Below are 16553 nucleotides of genomic sequence, written 5' to 3' on the forward strand. Positions count from 1 at the left end.
CGCTCAGGCCCAGACCTGCTGCGGCTCGGCACGCCGCTCGGCCAGCGTCGGCGCGGCGTCGTATTCGCGCACCACCTCGTAGCGGGTGTTCCGCTCGACCGGGCGGAAGCCGGCGTCCCAGATCAGGTGCAGCAGGTCGTCGCGGTGCATGGTGTTCGGCGTGCCGTACGCGTCGGCGTCGTGGGTGATCTTGTATTCCACGACCGAGCCGTCCAGGTCGTCCACCCCGAAGTTCAGCGAGAGCTGGGCGACCGACAGGCCGTGCATCACCCAGAAGCACTTCACGTGCGGGACGTTGTCGAAGAGCAGCCGGGAGACGGCGAAGGTCTTCAGCGACTCGGCCGGCGACGCCATCGTCGTGCGGGCCTGGATCCGGTTGCGGATCTTGCCGTCCGCCGAGTCGACGAAGTCGTGCTGGTAGCGCAGCGGGATGAAGACCACGAAGCCGCCGGTCTCGTCCTGGAGCTCGCGCAGCCGCAGCACGTGGTCGACCCGGTGCCGGGGTTCCTCGATGTGCCCGTACAGCATGGTCGACGGCGTCTTCATGCCCTTGCTGTGCGCCAGCCGGTGGATCCGCGACCAGTCCTCCCAGTGGCAGGCGTGGTCGACGATGTGCTGCCGGACCTCCCAGTCGAAGATCTCCGCGCCGCCACCGGTCAGCGACTCCAGGCCGGCGCCCATCAGCTCGTCGAGGATCTCGTCGGCGGAGAGGCCGCTGATCTTCTCGAACCACTGCACCTCGGTCGCGGTGAACGCCTTCAGCTTGACGTTCGGCAGGGCGCCCTTCAGCTCGCGCAGCACCTTCGGGTAGTAGCGCCAGGGCAGCGTCGGGTGCAGGCCGTTGACGATGTGCAGCTCGGTGAGCTGCTCGTCCTCCATCTCCTTGGCCTTGCGGACCGCCTCGTCGATGCGCATCGTGTACGCGTCCTTCTCACCCGGCTTGCGCTGGAACGAGCAGTACGCGCAGCTCGCGCTGCACACGTTGGTCAGGTTGAGGTGCCGGTTGACGTTGAACATCACCCGGTCGCCGTTCAGCTCGGTGCGGCGGTGGTGCGCCAGCCGGCCCAGCCAGGCGAGGTCGTCGCTCTCGTAGAGCGCGATCCCGTCCTCCCGGGTCAGCCGCTCGCCGGCGTACACCTTCGCTTCGAGCTCACGCTTGAGTCCGGCGTCCATGTCCAGCCACGTCCCTTCCACCTGCGGTCCCGATCGAGCCTACGTCGGCCGGCCGAACCGGCGGCAGCGCGGTCGGCGGGCAGCGACGCACTTCACCGCGTTCTCAGCGACCCGTAACCCGGCGACACATCGACATCGCTGCCCGCGTGCGGTAAGACAGGGTGGGGCGCGACACACACCACTGGTAGCGTCCTGGCGCCACGCGCACCAAGCGCGGCAAAGCACCGGACAGGGAGCGGAATGGCCGACAGCAGGTACGGACGACGGCCGGGTCGACGGAGTCCGGTGATCTCACCGGTGCTCCGGCCGAAGCTCTGGTCCGCCCTCCTCGGGGCCGTCGCCGCCGCCGTGCTGTGCACCCCCGCCTACGCCGAGCCGGCCCTGCCCACCACCGTGCCGGACGCGGGCGCCCGCCCGGTCGTGTCCGGCCCGCTCAGCCTGCCCGGCGGCGTGCCGCTCGTCCCCACGCCCGGTGCCGTCGGCACGCCTGTCACCAACCTCGTCAACGGCCCGCTCGCCGCGCAGATCTACGCCGCCGAGGCGCGCGTCGGCCAGCTCGGCGACGAGCTGCTCCTGTTGCGGCAGAAGCGCACCGAGGGCGAGGCGCAGCTCGTCACCGCCGAGCGGGACCTCGCCCTGGCGCGGGACGCGCTGGCCCGGGCCCAGGAGCGGGCCGACAGCGCCGTCGCCGACGCGATCAAGGCCGCCGCGGCGCTGCCGCCCGCCGAGTTCGCGACCGACCTGCACGACCTGAGCCAGCTCTCCCGGATCACCCGTGGCGAGGAGGTCGAGGGCGGGGACACCACCGCCGCGACCCGCGAGCTCAACCGGGCCCGCACCGGCGAGCAGGCCGCCCAGCAGGCCCTCGCGGCCGCGCAGAGCCGGGTGCAGGGTGCCCGCACGGCGTACACGGCGGGCGAGCAGGCGCTGCGCGCCGAGGAGGCGAAGCTCGCCAAGCTGCGCACGGACAACGCGGCGCAGCTGATCGAGCTGGAGCGCCAACAGGAGGCCGCGGAGCAGGCCCTCGGCGCCGGCTACATCGCCGACGAGACGGCGAACGGGCTGGCCGCGCACCCGGTCGCGGTCAAGGCGCTCGCGTACGCCAAGGCACAGCTCGGCGACCCGTACCTGTGGGCCGCCGAGGGTCCGGACCGGTTCGACTGCTCGGGCCTCATCTGGGCCGCGTACCGGTCGGCCGGCTACTACGACCTCCCGCGGGTCTCCCGCGACCAGTACTTCGCGACCCGGCACCGGTCGGTGGCCCGCACCGCCCTGCTCCCCGGCGACCTGCTCTTCTTCGCCTCGGGGTCGAGCTGGACCAGCATCCACCACATCGGGATGTACGTGGGCGGCGGCAAGATGATCCACGCCCCGAGCACCGGCGACGTGGTCAAGATCTCGACGGTGCGCTGGTCCCGCCTCTACGCGGCCACCCGGGTCGTCGGCGGGGTCCCCGCGCCGACCACACCGCCCCCCACGCCGACCACACCGGCCTCCCCGACGCCGCCGGCCACGCCCAGGCCGACCCCGTCGACCACGACGTCGCCCAGCACGTCCCCGTCGCCGTCCACCTCGCCGTCCACCTCGCCGTCCACCTCGCCGTCCACCTCGCCGTCCACCTCGCCGTCCACCTCGCCGTCGGCGACCCAGTCCGGGTCGGTCTCGCCGACGCCGTCGCCGACGCGCAGCACGCCCACCCCGCAGCCCGGCGCCCCGTCGAGTCCCGCGAGCGAGCCCTCGTCACCGTCGCCGGGGACGACGACCAGCCGCGCCGTCCCGACCACGGCGGCGAGCAGTTCGACGCCGTCGACCAGCGCCTCGGCCAGCACGTCGGCGAGCACCGGCAGCTGACGCGACGCGTACGGGTCGCCGTCCGGTACCGACTCCGGCTGTGCGGTCGGGTCGGAATGTGGCACGGTGAGACTCAGGCACGCCCGGTCCGCCGTCACGGATCCGGGTGCGAGCGTGGCGCGGAGGGCGAGCATGGCCGAGCAGAACGTCCCGGTGGACCCGTCCGCCCCCGACCTCACCGGCCGGTCCGCCGAGCCGGGCGGCGACGTCCCGGGAACGACCTCCGTGCCCGACTCCGCCGGTGACCTCCCGACCCCCGACGCAGACGAGGCCCCACCCTGGTCGGCGGCGTCCGCCGCCACGCGTGGGCGGGTCAGCGTCGCCACCGCGGTCGCCCCGCCTCCGGGCGGCGTGGTCCCGAGCGCCACGGCCGCGACGACCTACCGGGCGACCGGCTCCGCCGCCGTACCGGCACCGGCGGTTCCCGGCCAGCGCGCCAACGCTTCCGACCCGGACAGCGGACGGGCACCGGCCCCCGACGATCCGGACGCGCCCGGCCCCCGGGCGGCCGACGACACCGGACCGGACGACGCCCGGGACGGCGGGCACGCCGACGGGGTGCCCGAGGATGGTCGGGCCGCGCGGGCCAGCGTGTCGGTGCCCGGGGCGAGCCGGGTCTCGGCCGTCGAGGCGGCGGCCATCCGGTCGGCCACCGGGGAGGCGCGGATCTACCGGGCCGGGCCGGTCAACCCGGAGCCCCCCGAGCCGGCGCAACCGCCGGAGCCGGCGCAACCGCCCAAGCCTCCGGTTCCGGAACCGGAGCCGGCGCCCGCGCCCACGCCACCCGTCCCCGGGCCGACCCCGCCGTCGCCCACCCCACCGGTGCCCGGCCCGACGCCGCCCGCCCCGGGTCCGTACCCGCCCGGCCCGATTCCGCCGCGACCGACGCCCGGCCCGGTCCCGCCCGTGCCGGGCCCGCCCGCGCCGCCGCCCGGCCCGCCGATGCCCGCGCCCCCGCCACCGCCCGGCCCGATGCCGTCGCCCCCGTTCCCGCCGCCGCCCGCGACCTCCTGGTCCGCCGTGGCGGCCGGGCAGCCGGCACCGCTCACCGGACGCGCCGCCGTGCCGGCACCGCCGGCGGTTCCCGGCCCGCGCGACGCCGCCGGCAGTCCGCCGACCGCACCCGCGGGCGGTCCGTGGGCCGGCCGGCCGGACCGGCACGAGGGCGATCTGGGCTCGATCTACGGCGCCGGATCGGACGGGCCGGGCTTCGCCACCGTCGCCTTCCCGGCGAACCCGCTCGAGACGTCCGGTTCCCTCACCGGGCACATCCTCGCCCAGGGCTGGACGGAGACGCCGGCCGAGGAGCGGTCCAGCAACGCCCGCGTGGTGCTCGTCCTTGCCGTGTCGGTGGGGCTGCTGGTGGCGATCAGCGTGCTGGTCGTCCTGCTCGCCAACGACGCGATGGACGGGCTGGTGGGCGACATCCTGAGCCGGTGAGGGCCGGGTGAGCCGCCCCACTACGGCTCCGCGACGACGTGGCGGTCCGGGCGGACCGCCGTACACTGGTGGAGATCACTGACCCGGCGCGCCTCAACGCGCGCCCATGGGCGGTCTTGCGGGCGATCCGGCGGCGTGCAGCCGCGGCGGGCCATCGCGAAGATGCGCCCCGCTCGAAAGGCCTTTCTTGACCACCTCGTTCGACCCTGGCACGACCTCGTCCGCCGCCGACACCACGATCGACTTCGCCGCCCTCGGGCTGCCCCAGCCGCTGGTCCGGGCCCTGTCCCGGCAGGGCATCACCACGCCGTTCGAGATCCAGCGCGCCACCATGCCGGACGCCCTGGCCGGCCGGGACGTGCTCGGGCGCGGCCAGACGGGCTCCGGCAAGACCCTGGCCTTCGGCCTGCCCCTGCTGGCCCGGGTGGCCGACCGGCGGCCGGCCCGGCCCCTGCACCCGCGCGCCCTCGTCCTGGTGCCGACCCGCGAACTCGCCATGCAGGTCAACGACGCCCTGCTCCCGCTCGGCAAGGCCGTCGGCGTGTTCCTCAAGACCGCGGTCGGCGGCGTGCCGTACGACCGGCAGATCGACGCCCTGCGCCGCGGGGTGGAGGTCGTCGTGGCCACCCCCGGCCGGCTCGGGGACCTCATCGACCGGGGCGTGTGCCGCCTCGAGGACGTCGAGGTCACCGTGCTGGACGAGGCGGACCAGATGGCCGACATGGGCTTCCTGCCCGAGGTGACCGAGCTGCTGGCGAAGACCCCCGCCGACGCGCAGCGCCTGCTCTTCTCGGCCACTCTGGACGGTGACGTGGACGCGCTGGTCAAGCGGTTCATGACCGACCCGGTGACCCACTCCACCGCCCCGCCGACGGCGGCCGTGTCCACCATGGACCACCACCTCCTGCTGATCCCGCCGCACGACAAGTTCCCCGTCGCCGCGTCCATCGCGGCCCGGGAGGGGCGCACGATGGTGTTCGCCCGTACCCAGCTCGGCGTCGACCGGCTGGTGCAGCAGCTGGCCGCGGTCGGCGTACGGGCGGGGGGCCTGCACGGCGGCAAGACCCAGCGGATGCGCACCCGCACCCTCGCCGAGTTCCGCGAGGGCCGGATGAACGTCCTGGTCGCCACCGACGTGGCGGCACGCGGCATCCACGTCGACGGCGTCTCGCTCGTGCTGCACGTCGACCCGCCGAAGGACCCGAAGGACTACCTGCACCGGGCGGGGCGTACCGCGCGGGCGGGCGAGTCCGGCGCGGTGGCGACCCTGGTCCTCCCGAAGCAGCGGCGCACCACCCTCGCGATGCTCGAGAAGGCCGGCGTCGAGCCGGCGCAGACCCGGGTCCGGGCCGGTGACCCGGCCCTGGCCGAGTTGACCGGCGCCCGCGAGCCGAGTGGCGTCCCGGTCCGCGACGAGCCCGAGCCGCGCCGCCCCTCCGGTCCGCGCCGCCCGGCGTACCGGGGGCACGGCGAGCGCGCCGAGCACGGACGGTACGGCGAGCGCGGCGACCACCGGCGGTACGGCGAGCGCGGCGACGACCGGCGTTCGGCCGGTGGCGATCACCGACGCTTCGGCGAGCGCGGCGACGACCGGCGCTTCGGCGAGCGCGGCGACGACCGGCGCTTCGCCGACCGTGGCGAGCATCGCCGCTTCGGCGAGCGCGGCGACCACCGGCGGTTCGACGACCGCCGCCACCCGGGCCGGCCGGTCGACGGCCGCTCGGAGCGGCGACCGGGTGACCGGCCCTTCGGTGGTCGCCCCGCCGCGGGCCGGCACTGACGCACCGGACCTGATCGGATTCGTCGGGGCGACCCTCCGGCCGTCGTGCCGACGCCACGGCGGATCCGATCACCGGCCGCGCCGCCGACTGCGCTGCCCGGCCGCGCCGGGTCGCGTAGCGTCGGTTCATGCCGACGATGCCGAAGTCGTTCCTCTGGACCCGGACCGACACCGCCGGCGCCGAGCACGCCCTCGTCGACGACGGGCAGGGGTTGACGGCGCGGGGCACCCAGGTCGCCGTGGACCCGATCCCGTACACGTGCCGGTACCAGCTCGGCACCGATCCGGACTGGGTCACCACGAGCCTGGTCGTGGAGGCCGAGGGGTCGGGCTGGCTGCGCAGCGTACGCCTGGAACGGGCGGTCGACCGGTGGCGGGTGACCACGGCCGAGCAGGGCGACCTGGACGCCGCGCTGGCCGCCGCCGGTCAGCCGCCCGCCGGCCTGCCGGGCACCGACGACCCGGATCGCCTGGCCGACGCCCTCGACGTCGACCTGGGCGGGTCGGCGCTCTTCAACACCCTGCCGGTACGCCGGCTCGGCCTGGCCGGCGGGCCCGCCGACACGCCGCACCGGATCGCGGTCGCCTGGGTGCTGGTGCCGAGCCTGGTGGTGGTCGCCGCCGAGCAGGTCTACACGGGACTGGGCCCCGGCCGGGTGCGTTTCACCAGCGACACGTTCACCGCCGAACTGGACGTGGACGGCGACGGGTACGTGCTGCGCTACCCGGGACTCGCGGAGCGGGCCGCGCCGCGCTGACCGGAGTTCCCCCGGGCTCGGCGGGCGCTGAACAGGCTGCCCGGCGTTCCCGGGCCGTGCCGCGTCGAGCGGGCTGCTGTCAGGCGGGCCAGGCGCCGTCGGCGAGGAAGCGTTCGACGGTGGCCAGGTGCGGGGCCAGGTCGAGGCCCTGGGCGGCGACCCAGTCGTCGGCGTAGTAGGTGTCGGCGTAGCGGTCCCCGGCGTCGCAGATCAGCGTGACGACCGAACCGGTGCGGCCCTCGGCCAGCAGCTCGGCGATCAGCCCGAACGCGCCCCACAGGTTGGTCCCGGTGGAGCCGCCGACCTGCCGGCCGAGGACGGCCGAGCCGGCCCGCATGGCGGCCAGGGAGGCGGCGTCCGGCACCTGCACCATCCGGTCCACCACCGAGGGCAGGAAGGACGCCTCGACGGTGGGCCGGCCGATCCCCTCGATCCGGGAGCCGCGTCCGGTGCGCACCGACCAGTCGGCGGCCTGCCACGCCGGGTAGAACGCCGAGTTCTCCGGGTCCACGACGCAGAGCTTGGTGGGCAGCCGCCGGTAGCGGGCGTACCGGCCGATCGTGGCGCTGGTGCCGCCGGTGCCGGCTCCGACCACCACCCACGCCGGTACGGGGTGCCGCTCCAGGGCGAGCTGGGAGAAGATCGACTCGGCGATGTTGTTGTTGCCCCGCCAGTCGGTGGCCCGCTCGGCGTACGTGAACTGATCCATGAAGTGGCCGGCCGAGTCCTCGGCCAGCCAGCGCGCCTCGACGACCACCTTGGCCGGGTCGTCGACCAGATGGCACCGACCGCCCTGGAACTCGATCTTCGCGATCTTCTCGGGGGACGTGGAGGCCGGCATCACCGCGATGAACGGCAACCCGAGCATCCGGGCGAAGTACGCCTCGGAGACCGCAGTCGACCCGGAGGAGGCCTCCACGATCGTGGTGCCGGGCCCGATCCAGCCGTTACAGAGCCCGTACAGGAACAGCGACCGGGCCAGCCGGTGCTTCAGGGAACCGGTCGGGTGCACTGACTCGTCCTTGAGGTAGAGGTCGATCCCCCACTCCCGGGGCAACGGGAACGGCAGCAGGTGGGTGTCGGCGGACCGGTTCGCGTCCGCCTCGACGGTGGCGATCGCCTCGGTCACCCACCGCCGGCTGGCCTCGTCGCACCGGTCGAGATGAGTCACCCGGGAAACCTAGCAAGCCTGGTCAGTACGGCCCGCCGCCGGTCCGGCGGCGCTGCCGGCGCTGGCCGGCCCGGCCGACGGCCATCACCGCCGGCAGGAGCCGCAGCGCCGCGCCGGGCAGCGCGTCGAGGAGGCGGACCTGCGCGCCCCGCCAGCGCGGGACGGCGACCACCGGGCGTGGCCGCCGGGCCAGTCGCGCGGCCCGGCGGGCCACGCGTTCCGGCGTGAGCAGCGTCCCGGTGAAGGAGGCGGCGGCGCCCGGGTCGTCCAGCCGGTCGTGCAGCATCGGCGTCCAGATCCCGTCCGGGCACAGGCACGACACGTGTACCTCCCGGTGCCCGGCCAGCCGCAGGTCGGCCTGCGTACCGATGCTGAACGCGACGAGGGCGTGCTTGCTGGCCGCGTAGACGGTCTCACCCGGGGCGGCCACCAGCCCGGCGAGCGAGACGACGTTCAGCACGTGCCCGTGCCCCTGGCTCCGCATGACCGCCAGCGCCGCGAGGCTGCCGTTCATCGCGCCGAGCGTGTTGACCTCCAGCACCCGGCGTCGGGTCGCCGCGTCGTGCTCCCAGGAGGGGCCGGTGACGAGGATTCCGGCGTTGTTGACCCAGAGCCCGAGACCGCCGCGTCCGGCCGCCTCGGCCGCGACGTCGACGCAGGCCGCCTCGTCGCGGACGTCCAGCGCGCGGGACCACCCGCCCAGCGGTGCCGCGGCGGCGGCCACCGCGTCGGGGTCGAGGTCGGTGAGGAGGACCGGCCACCCGTCGGCGTGCAGCGCGGCGGCGATGGCCTGCCCGAGTCCCCCGGCCGCGCCGGTCACCACGGCGGCACCGGGGGCGACGGTGCCCGCGCCGGTCGTCGGGATGGTCATCGGCGCACGCTACTACCGCCGGTCCGGTTGCCGCCAGAGCCGCGACGGCGACGCTCCTCCGTGCCGGTCGGGACGGTGTCCGTCTCCTGTCGAGCTGCCCTCATGGACGGGGCGGCGACGCCGGCCCGGACCGGCCGACGTGGTCGCACCGACGGGGCAGCTCGACAGCGTCCGCTTCGGGGTCGCCGGCCGGGAATTGGGGAGGTGGACTGCGGGCGACCGGGTCAGGCGGGCGGTGGGGCGACGGGCTGGGGCCGGTTCTCCCACTTGGTCGACAGGGCGATCGAGGTACGGGTGGACGCCACGCCCGGGGTGCGGTTCAGGCGCACGATGAGCGCCTCCAGCTCGGCGATCGTCCCGACCCGGGCCTTGAGCAGGAACGACTCGACCCCCGCCATGAAGTAGCAGGACTCGATCTCGGGGATGGCCCGGAACGCCTCCAGCACGTCGTCGGTGTCCGCGGCCGAGTCCTCGACGATGCCGATGATGGCGGTCACGCCCAGGCCGATGGTCTCCGGCTCCACCTCGGCCCGGTACGCGCGGATCACGCCGCTGGACTCCAGCTTGCCGACCCGTTCGTGCACGGCCGGGGCGGAGAGCCCCACCTGTCGGGCCAGCTCGGCGTAGGAGAGGCGGGCGTTGCCGCGCAGCAGCTCAACGAGGCTCAGGTCGATCGCGTCCACGGACTGTAGACCCTAGTCCCACGGTGGTCACGCCGAGTGCGCGGTCCCGGATGAGCATACGGAGCGTAATTGTTCACAAACCAGCCGTGAAGACGGACGTTCGCGGGTAACATTTCCTAACTTCCCACTCAGTGGGTTTTTCGCGTTTGGCGGACAAGCCAGGTCGCCGGTGCTGTAATTGCCATACGTCCCTCATGACGGCTCTGGGCTCGCACCGGCCGGGGGCAGTGTGTTCAGCCGGGGGCTTCGTCGACGCGAGGAGGGGGCTGTGGACACTGGAGATCGCCTGCTGACACCGGGTGAGGTCGCCGCGCTGTTTCGGGTTGATCCCAAGACTGTGACGAGGTGGGCGGCGGCGGGCCGGATAGGCAGTATCCGGACTCCAGGCGGGCATCGCCGGTTTCGGGAATCCGAGGTGCGGGCCCTGCTCGAGGGGGAGGGCATGTTGGACGAGGCGGAGGACATGGGCAAGCCACGCAACGCGGGCCCTACCGCCTCGACCGGTTCCGGCCCGGCCAACGCCGGGATGTACTGAAGCGGTGTGACGTCGCGCGGACCGGATCCTGGCAACCGGTCCGCGCGCCGATCGGACCGGCGCGCGCTTCACTCGCGCGCCGCGCCCAACTCGCCCGACCAGCGGCGGAAGAGCGTGTGCGGTACGCCCAGGGCGTCCAGCACCTTGCCCGCGACGAAGTCCACGAGTTGAGCGGCGGAGGCCGCCGCTCCCGCCCCGTAGAAGCCGGGGCTGGCCGGTAGTACCACCGCACCGGCGTCGTGCAGGGCGATGAGGTGCTCCAGGTGGCTCCGCGTCACGGGCGTCTCACGGGGGACCACGACCACCGGCCGGCGCTCCTTGAGGTTGACCTCGGCCGCCCGTTGCAGCAGGTCCTTGGAGAGGCCGATGGCGATGCCGGCGCAGGCCGCCGTGCTCGCCGGGACCACCGCCATGCCGCGTACCGGATACGAGCCGCTGCTGGGCCCGGCCGCCAGGTCGCCCGCCGGCCAGTGGCGGACGTCGGCGCCGACGAGGTCCTGCCCCAGCCAGGCGGCCAGGTCCTCGGCCCAGTGCCCGTCGCGGAACGACCGACCGGTCTCGTCGAGGATGGTCAACCGGGCGGCCCGGGAGACGATGAGGTCCACCGGTTCGCCGGCGTCGAGCAGCGCCCGAACGACGGCGGCGGCGTACGGCGTGCCGGACGCCCCGGACACCCCGACCACCCATGGTTCGCGCATGCCTCCAGCCTGCCTGGTCGTCGCAGCCCGGCCGATGGCACCCCCGGTTTGGGAGGTTTCCCACCCCACTCAGCCAGCTTGTCCGCCCCGGAAGGCGGGCATCCCGCCAACCTGACATGCTCTCCGCAGCGATATGCATCGTCGGCAGCTCGCACGCGGGAGGAATCGGTGATGACCGGGGCGGTCCTCTGGTCGCTGCGGGCCGAGTGCCCGATCGCGCCCCGGATCTCGCCGTACGCCGACGCGGTGCAGCGGTGGCTCGTCGACGAGTTGCTGCCCGGTCTCGACCTGCCGCTGAACGCCGCGGCCCGGCGGCGGCTGGCCGCCGCCGGCGTCGCCCGGTACGCCGGCCGGCTCTACCCGGGCGCCACCGAGGCCGACCTGCGGGTGCTGACCGCGCTCTTCACCTGGTTCTTCCTCGTCGACGACGCCTGCGACGGGCCGCAGCGGCTCGCCCCGGACGAGATCCGCGCACTGCGCACCGGGACGCTGACCGTGCTGCACGGCGGGGCCCGCCTCCGGTCCCCCGGGCTGGACGGTGGGCTGCGGCGGCTGCTGGTCCGCGCGTGGCGGGAGCCGCGCCGCCGGATGCCGGCGCGGTGGCGGACGCGGGTCGCCGACGCGGTCGCCCACCACCTCGACGGCACCTGGCGGGAAGCGGTCGGCAAGGCCGCCGGCCACCGGCCGGGTGTCGCCGAGTACATCGAGCTGCGGCGCGCCACCTCGGCGGCGTACCTGTCGTACCCGCTGGTGGAGTTCGTGACCGGGCGCCCGCTGCCGGACGCGGTCTACCACCACCCGGCGCTGCGGCAGGTCGCCGACACCGGCAACGACCTGCTGTCCTGGTACAACGACCTCGCGTCGCTGGATCGGGAGCAGCCCACCGCCGTGGGGCACAACCTGGTGCTGGCGGTCGCCGGTGAGCGGCGGGTGCCGCTGGCCGAGGCGGTCGCGCTGGTCGCCGATCGCTGGCGGGAGTCGATGCGCCGCTTCGTGGAGTTACGCGCGGCGGTGCCGTCGTTCGGCCGGGCGGTGGACGCCGCGGTCGGCGACCACCTGGACGTGATCTCCAACGCCGTCCGGGGCACCATCGACTGGACCGTCGAGAGCACCCGCTACGCGGGTAAGGAAGGGCCCCTTCTTAACGCCTCCGGTAGGGCAGGGGCCCCTTCTTAACACCGGCCGGGGCGGCCGGTCAGGGCCGCAGGCCGAGCCGGACCACCAGGTCGAGCAGGGCGAAGACGAACAGCGCGATGCCGACGAAGCCGTTGGCCGTGAAGAACGCCCGGTTGACCCGGCTCAGGTCGGTCGGGCTCACCACCACGTGCTGGTACGCGAAGGCGACCGCGGTCAGTGCCAGCCCGATCCACCAGAGCCAGCCGAAGCCCACCAGTACGCCGAACCAGATGAACAAGGCGAAGGTCACCACGTGCGCGACGGTCGAGGCGTGCAGCGCGAAACGCAGCCCGTAGCGGGCCGGCACGCTGTGCACGCCGATCTCCCGGTCCACCTCGGCGTCCTGGCACGCGTAGATCAGGTCGAAGCCGCCGATCCACAGCCCCACCGCCGCCCCGAGCAGCCACGCGGGCCACGAACCGGCGAAGGTGCCGGTCACCGCGAGCCAGGCGCCGACCGGGCCGACCGCCTGCGCCAACGCGAGGATCGCGTGCGGCCAGTTGGTGAACCGCTTGCCGTATGGGTAGACGACCAGCGGCACCACGGCGAGCGGCGCGAGCACCAGGCAGAGCGGGTTGAGCAGGGCGGCGGCGGCCAGGAACACGACCAGCGCGACCGCCGCGCCGGTCCAGGCCGTCCGCAGGCTCACCGCTCCGGTCACCAGTTCCCGGTTCGCGGTACGCGGGTTCCGCGCGTCGATCCGCCGGTCGAGGATCCGGTTGGCGGCCATCGCGAACGTCCGCGCCCCGACCATCGCCACGGTGATCAGCAGCAGGTCGAGCCAGCGCACCCGTCCGCCGGTCACCTCCATCGCGGTCAACGCGGAGAGGTACGCGAACGGCAACGCGAACACGGAGTGCTCAATCGCCACGAGCTTGAGGAATGACCTCACCCGGCCCGGCCGCTCGACCGGCGCGTCGACGACGGCCATCAGACGCCGTACTCCTTCCAGCGCTTGTCGACCAGCGAGACCACCTCGGGGCTCATGGTCATCTCCTCGGGCCAGCCCCGGGTGTAACCCTCCTCGGGGAGCTTGCGGGTGGCGTCGACACCCGCCTTGCCGCCCCAGAACTGCTGGTACGACGAGTGGTCGAGGTGGTCGACCGGCCCCTCGGTGAGCAGCAGGTCGCGGGCGTAGTCGACGTTGCCGAAGGCGCGGAAGGCCACCTCGTTGTAGTCGTGCACGTCGCAGTCCTCGTCGACGATCACGATCAGCTTGGTCAGCGACATCAGGTGTGCGCCCCAGATCGCGTTCATGACCTTCTGGGCGTGCTTCGGGTAGCGCTTGCGGATCGACACGATCGCGCAGTTGTGGAAGACGCCGGCGGCGGGTAGGTCGTAGTCGACGATGTCCGGGATCAGCAGCTTGAGCAGCGGCTGGAAGATCCGCTCGGTGGCCTTGCCGAGGCCGTGGTCCTCCTGTGGCGGCTTGGAGGTGACGATCGAGTGGTAGACCGGGTCGCGCTGCATGGTCATGGTCTCGACGTGCAGGACCGGGAACGGCTCGACCGGGGTGTAGAAGCCGGTGTGGTCGCCGAACGGGCCCTCGGGCAGCCGCTCGCCGGGCTCGATGTACCCCTCGAGCACCACCTGGGCGTGGGCCGGGACCTGAAGGGGCACGGTCAGGCAGTCGACCATCTCGACCCGCTCGCCGCGCAGGAAGCCGGCGAACAGGTACTCGTCGATGTCGCCGGGGAGCGGGGCGCTCGCCGAGTACGAGACCACCGGGTCGCAGCCGATGGCGATGGCGACCGGCAGCCGCTGGCCGAGCCGCTCGGCGACCGCGTGGTGCGCCGTGGAGTCCTTGTGGATCTGCCAGTGCATGCCCAGCGTGTTCCGGCTGTGCTGCTGGAGCCGGTACAACCCGAGGTTGCGCTTGCCGGTCTCCGGGTGCTTGGTGTGGGTCAGGCCGAAGTTGTGGAAGATCCCGCCGTCGCCGGGCCACACCTGCAGGCCGGGCAGCCGGTTCAGGTCGACGTCCTCGCCCCGGTACACCACCTGCTGGCAGGGCGCGGTCTTCACCTTGCGCGGCGGCACCGACTTGAGCTGCATGACCTTGCCCAGGCCCTCACGGATGCCGGACCAGCCGACCGGGAGTTCCGGCTTGACCAGAGCGCCGATCCGGGCGCCGATCTCGTCCAGCGAATCGACGCCGAGCGCCATCGCCATCCGCTTCTCGGTGCCGAACAGGTTGATCGCCACCGGCATCTCACCGCGGGTCGGGCGCTCGAAGAGCAGCACCGGGCCACCCGCGCGGACCGTGCGGGTGACGATCTCGCTGATCTCCAGGGTGGGGTCGACGGGGACGGTCACCCGCCGCAGCTCACCCGCGCGCTCCAGCGCCACGAGGAAGTCCTTGAGATCGGTGTACGGGAAGCCACGAGCCGCCATACCCGCAAGTCTCCCGCATCCCGGTCGTGACCGGCCGAGGCGGGTCGGTCCCCCGGCTTGCCGCGACGACGCTGACCCATCGCCGCCCGCACCCTTCGGATGGGTTCGTGCCGCTTCAGCACGCATGCCGGGATTCAGACCGTACCCTCCTCGGCAGGAAGTCGAGTCCCACATCCCCGATGCGAGCGACGGAGGATTACCAGATGACGGGAACGAAGGTCGCCGGATACACGTACGGCACGGATCGGGTCGCCCGATCCCCCGTCACCCTCGCCGATCTCGACCAGATCAAGGCCAGCGCGATGTTCGCGCCGAGCGACGAGGCGGCACTGCGCACCGCGGGCGAGGTGCTGGCCGATCAGATCGAGGACATCCTCGACGTCTGGTACGGCTTCGTGACCGCCCACCCGCATCTCGCCGCCTACTTCGCCACTCCGGGCGGCCAGCCGATCGAGGACTACCAGCAGCGCGTACGCGGCCGGTTCGGCCAGTGGATCCTGGACACCTGCAACCGGCCGTACGACCCGGCGTGGCTGGACTACGCCGAGGAGATCGGGCTACGGCACACCCCGCAACGCAAGAACGCGACCGACAACGCCCCCTCGGTACCGCTGATCAACCTGCGGCACATCATCGCGTTCATCGTCCCGATCACCACGACCATCCGGCCGTTCCTCGCCAACAAGGGGCACAGCGCGGACGAGGTCGAGGCCATGCACCAGGCGTGGCTGAAGTCGGTCGTCCTCCAGGTCGCCCTGTGGAGCAGGCCGTTCACCGCTACCGGCTGTTGGTGATCGCCGGGCGGACACGTTCGGCCCGGACCGGGTCGCCGCGATGGAGGACGACCTGCGGTCGATCACCCCGGCCAACTGGTCCCCGGCATCACCCCCGGGCGGTGCGTCCCGCGGCAGTTCAGTCACCGGTGTAGAGCCGCGCCGGGTCGACGAGAACCACGTCAGGCCGGCGTTGGGCGACCTGGCGCAGGTCATCGGTGAACCCCGCACCACTGGCGAGCAACAGCTGGGCACTACGGGCGTCCAGGCCGGGTCGGGCGACGAGCAGGTCACGCGCTCTGGCCAGCCGGTCCAGGTCAGGGACGCCCAACGTACGGCCCCACTTGACCTCACCGACGGCGAGCAGCGGACGGGGGCCGTCGCCAGGTGGCGGCTCTCCGAGCGCGACGAGGTCGAGTTCCAGGCTCGTCCGGCTTGCTGGGTCGGTCAGCACACCCGAGCTCGCCTCGGCGGCGATGCCGCCCAGCGTATCGGGCGCGGCGAAGCGCACGGCCCACTGCCGGACGATCTCTTCGAACGCCGGGCCCAGCACCCCGCTCGTGTACCGTCGCTCGGAACGTCGCCAGACGTCCGTGCCACGCCGCTGCTCCAGCGCCGTCCAGGCCGGCCGCATGACGGTCTGGTAGAAGGTGATGAGAGGCTCCGCGATGCGGTATCGGCTACGGCCGCTGCGCAGCGGGTCCGGCTCGCGAACCAGGAGGCCGGCGTCCTCGAGCACCGTGAGCGGGTGCTGCAGATCGGTGGCCTTGCGCCCGATGAAGCCGGCGATGCCGCCCCGGGTGCCGTTGCCTTCGGCGACCGCCGCGAGTACGGAGTGGTAGACGGCCGTGTCCCGCAGGTCCGGATCCTCGGCGAGCAGGTAGCGCGCCTCACGGAACAGTGGACGCGCGGGATTCAGCACCGCCCGCACGACCCAGTCGTCGAAGTCGCCGGGCCCCTCGGGCGAGTCGTCCTGCACGTACTCCCGCCGGTAGGCCGGTGTGCCCCCGACGATGGCGAACACCCGGGCGGCGAGCGACGGGTCACTGATCCCCCAGAAGGCCGCCGCCGCCCGGTAGTCGAGGGGTGCGACGGGAAGTTCGAGCCCGGCCCGCCGCACAGCAGCAGACGGGAACGGGAGTCGGTGCGCTCCGCGCGGCCCGGGGTGAGTGCGTGCTGGATTACCGACGGCAGGTCACGGCTCGCCCGAGCCAGGTAGGGAAACTCGTCGATCACCACGGGGAGCTGGCGTT

The 16553-nt window shown here is 73.5% G+C and carries 15 protein-coding genes; 7 read left to right on the top strand and 8 right to left on the bottom strand.

Annotated elements, in window-relative coordinates; translation table 11 throughout:
- Window positions 1-3 precede the first annotated feature (3 nt).
- A complete protein-coding gene (mqnE, locus tag GKC29_RS02715) occupies window positions 4-1173 on the bottom strand; it encodes an aminofutalosine synthase MqnE (RefSeq protein ID WP_155329321.1) in 1170 nt (389 codons plus the stop codon).
- 240 nt (window positions 1174-1413) lie between these two features.
- On the opposite strand from mqnE, the gene GKC29_RS02720 reads away from it, so the two are divergent.
- The 4 genes from GKC29_RS02720 to GKC29_RS02735 all read left to right on the top strand — a co-directional run bounded on the left by GKC29_RS02720 (window position 1414) and on the right by GKC29_RS02735 (window position 7002).
- Entirely contained in the window at window positions 1414-3024 is a 1611-nt protein-coding gene (locus GKC29_RS02720) for a C40 family peptidase (protein ID WP_155329322.1), read from the top strand.
- Between the two features lie 132 nt (window positions 3025-3156).
- Window positions 3157-4464, top strand: a complete 1308-nt coding sequence (locus GKC29_RS29780) for a hypothetical protein (RefSeq protein WP_230688893.1) — start codon at window positions 3157-3159, stop codon at window positions 4462-4464.
- 187 nt (window positions 4465-4651) lie between these two features.
- The gene (locus GKC29_RS02730; RefSeq protein WP_196255790.1) at window positions 4652-6244 is read left to right on the top strand and encodes a DEAD/DEAH box helicase; all 1593 of its coding nucleotides are present in this window, start codon (window positions 4652-4654) and stop codon (window positions 6242-6244) included.
- Window positions 6245-6381: 137 nt separating this feature from the next.
- Entirely contained in the window at window positions 6382-7002 is a 621-nt protein-coding gene (locus tag GKC29_RS02735) for a putative glycolipid-binding domain-containing protein (protein ID WP_155333953.1), read from the top strand.
- 79 nt (window positions 7003-7081) lie between these two features.
- On the opposite strand, the gene GKC29_RS02740 is transcribed toward GKC29_RS02735, so the two are convergent.
- The 3 genes from GKC29_RS02740 to GKC29_RS02750 all read right to left on the bottom strand — a co-directional run bounded on the left by GKC29_RS02740 (window position 7082) and on the right by GKC29_RS02750 (window position 9727).
- On the bottom strand, window positions 7082-8173 hold the full coding sequence (locus GKC29_RS02740; protein ID WP_155329323.1) for a PLP-dependent cysteine synthase family protein: 1092 nt from the start codon (window positions 8171-8173) through the stop codon (window positions 7082-7084).
- 22 nt (window positions 8174-8195) lie between these two features.
- A complete protein-coding gene (locus tag GKC29_RS02745) occupies window positions 8196-9044 on the bottom strand; it encodes an SDR family oxidoreductase (RefSeq protein WP_155329324.1) in 849 nt (282 codons plus the stop codon).
- 224 nt (window positions 9045-9268) lie between these two features.
- The gene (locus GKC29_RS02750) at window positions 9269-9727 is read right to left on the bottom strand and encodes an Lrp/AsnC family transcriptional regulator (RefSeq protein ID WP_155329325.1); all 459 of its coding nucleotides are present in this window, start codon (window positions 9725-9727) and stop codon (window positions 9269-9271) included.
- 268 nt (window positions 9728-9995) lie between these two features.
- Between GKC29_RS02750 and GKC29_RS02755 the strand changes: the two genes are divergently transcribed.
- Window positions 9996-10262 carry a BldC family transcriptional regulator gene (locus GKC29_RS02755; protein WP_130321259.1) on the top strand — a complete coding sequence of 89 codons (267 nt, stop codon included), beginning with the start codon at window positions 9996-9998 and terminating at the stop codon, window positions 10260-10262.
- Window positions 10263-10330: 68 nt separating this feature from the next.
- Here GKC29_RS02755 and GKC29_RS02760 read toward each other — a convergent pair whose 3' ends face one another.
- Entirely contained in the window at window positions 10331-10960 is a 630-nt protein-coding gene (locus GKC29_RS02760; RefSeq protein ID WP_155329326.1) for a UbiX family flavin prenyltransferase, read from the bottom strand.
- 171 nt (window positions 10961-11131) lie between these two features.
- On the opposite strand from GKC29_RS02760, the gene GKC29_RS02765 reads away from it, so the two are divergent.
- Window positions 11132-12136: a terpene synthase family protein gene (locus GKC29_RS02765; RefSeq protein ID WP_155329327.1), complete on the top strand. Its 1005-nt coding sequence runs from the start codon at window positions 11132-11134 to the stop codon at window positions 12134-12136.
- 19 nt (window positions 12137-12155) lie between these two features.
- On the opposite strand, the gene mqnP is transcribed toward GKC29_RS02765, so the two are convergent.
- Together mqnP and GKC29_RS02775 are read right to left on the bottom strand one after the other, a co-directional pair.
- Complete coding sequence (gene mqnP, locus GKC29_RS02770; protein WP_155329328.1) at window positions 12156-13067, bottom strand: menaquinone biosynthesis prenyltransferase MqnP; 912 nt, start codon at window positions 13065-13067, stop codon at window positions 12156-12158.
- The gene (locus tag GKC29_RS02775) at window positions 13067-14527 is read right to left on the bottom strand and encodes a menaquinone biosynthesis decarboxylase (RefSeq protein ID WP_155329329.1); all 1461 of its coding nucleotides are present in this window, start codon (window positions 14525-14527) and stop codon (window positions 13067-13069) included. Before GKC29_RS02775 ends, mqnP begins: the two co-directional genes overlap by 1 nt.
- Before the next feature lie 203 nt (window positions 14528-14730).
- On the opposite strand from GKC29_RS02775, the gene GKC29_RS02780 reads away from it, so the two are divergent.
- Entirely contained in the window at window positions 14731-15321 is a 591-nt protein-coding gene (locus GKC29_RS02780) for a protoglobin domain-containing protein (protein WP_155329330.1), read from the top strand.
- A 118-nt stretch (window positions 15322-15439) separates the two neighbouring features.
- Here the strand turns inward: GKC29_RS02780 and GKC29_RS02785 are convergent, their stop codons facing one another.
- The gene (locus tag GKC29_RS02785; RefSeq protein ID WP_230688895.1) at window positions 15440-16420 is read right to left on the bottom strand and encodes an ATP-binding protein; all 981 of its coding nucleotides are present in this window, start codon (window positions 16418-16420) and stop codon (window positions 15440-15442) included.
- Between the last annotated feature and the right edge of the window lie 133 nt (window positions 16421-16553).

Source organism: Micromonospora sp. WMMC415 (genome assembly GCF_009707425.1).
Lineage (GTDB): Bacteria > Actinomycetota > Actinomycetes > Mycobacteriales > Micromonosporaceae > Micromonospora.

What these genes read in the sequence shown, in the direction of transcription:
- GKC29_RS02720 (WP_155329322.1), top strand. Translation starts at nt 1,414, where the DNA reads ATGGCCGACAGCAGGTACGGACGACGGCCGGGTCGACGGAGTCCGGTG.
- GKC29_RS02775 (WP_155329329.1), bottom strand. Translation starts at nt 14,527, where the DNA reads ATGGCGGCTCGTGGCTTCCCGTACACCGATCTCAAGGACTTCCTCGTG.
- GKC29_RS02745 (WP_155329324.1), bottom strand. Translation starts at nt 9,044, where the DNA reads ATGACCATCCCGACGACCGGCGCGGGCACCGTCGCCCCCGGTGCCGCC.
- GKC29_RS02765 (WP_155329327.1), top strand. Translation starts at nt 11,132, where the DNA reads ATGACCGGGGCGGTCCTCTGGTCGCTGCGGGCCGAGTGCCCGATCGCG.
- GKC29_RS02760 (WP_155329326.1), bottom strand. Translation starts at nt 10,960, where the DNA reads ATGCGCGAACCATGGGTGGTCGGGGTGTCCGGGGCGTCCGGCACGCCG.
- GKC29_RS02780 (WP_155329330.1), top strand. Translation starts at nt 14,731, where the DNA reads ATGACGGGAACGAAGGTCGCCGGATACACGTACGGCACGGATCGGGTC.
- mqnP (WP_155329328.1), bottom strand. Translation starts at nt 13,067, where the DNA reads ATGGCCGTCGTCGACGCGCCGGTCGAGCGGCCGGGCCGGGTGAGGTCA.
- mqnE (WP_155329321.1), bottom strand. Translation starts at nt 1,173, where the DNA reads ATGGACGCCGGACTCAAGCGTGAGCTCGAAGCGAAGGTGTACGCCGGC.
- GKC29_RS02735 (WP_155333953.1), top strand. Translation starts at nt 6,382, where the DNA reads ATGCCGAAGTCGTTCCTCTGGACCCGGACCGACACCGCCGGCGCCGAG.
- GKC29_RS29780 (WP_230688893.1), top strand. Translation starts at nt 3,157, where the DNA reads ATGGCCGAGCAGAACGTCCCGGTGGACCCGTCCGCCCCCGACCTCACC.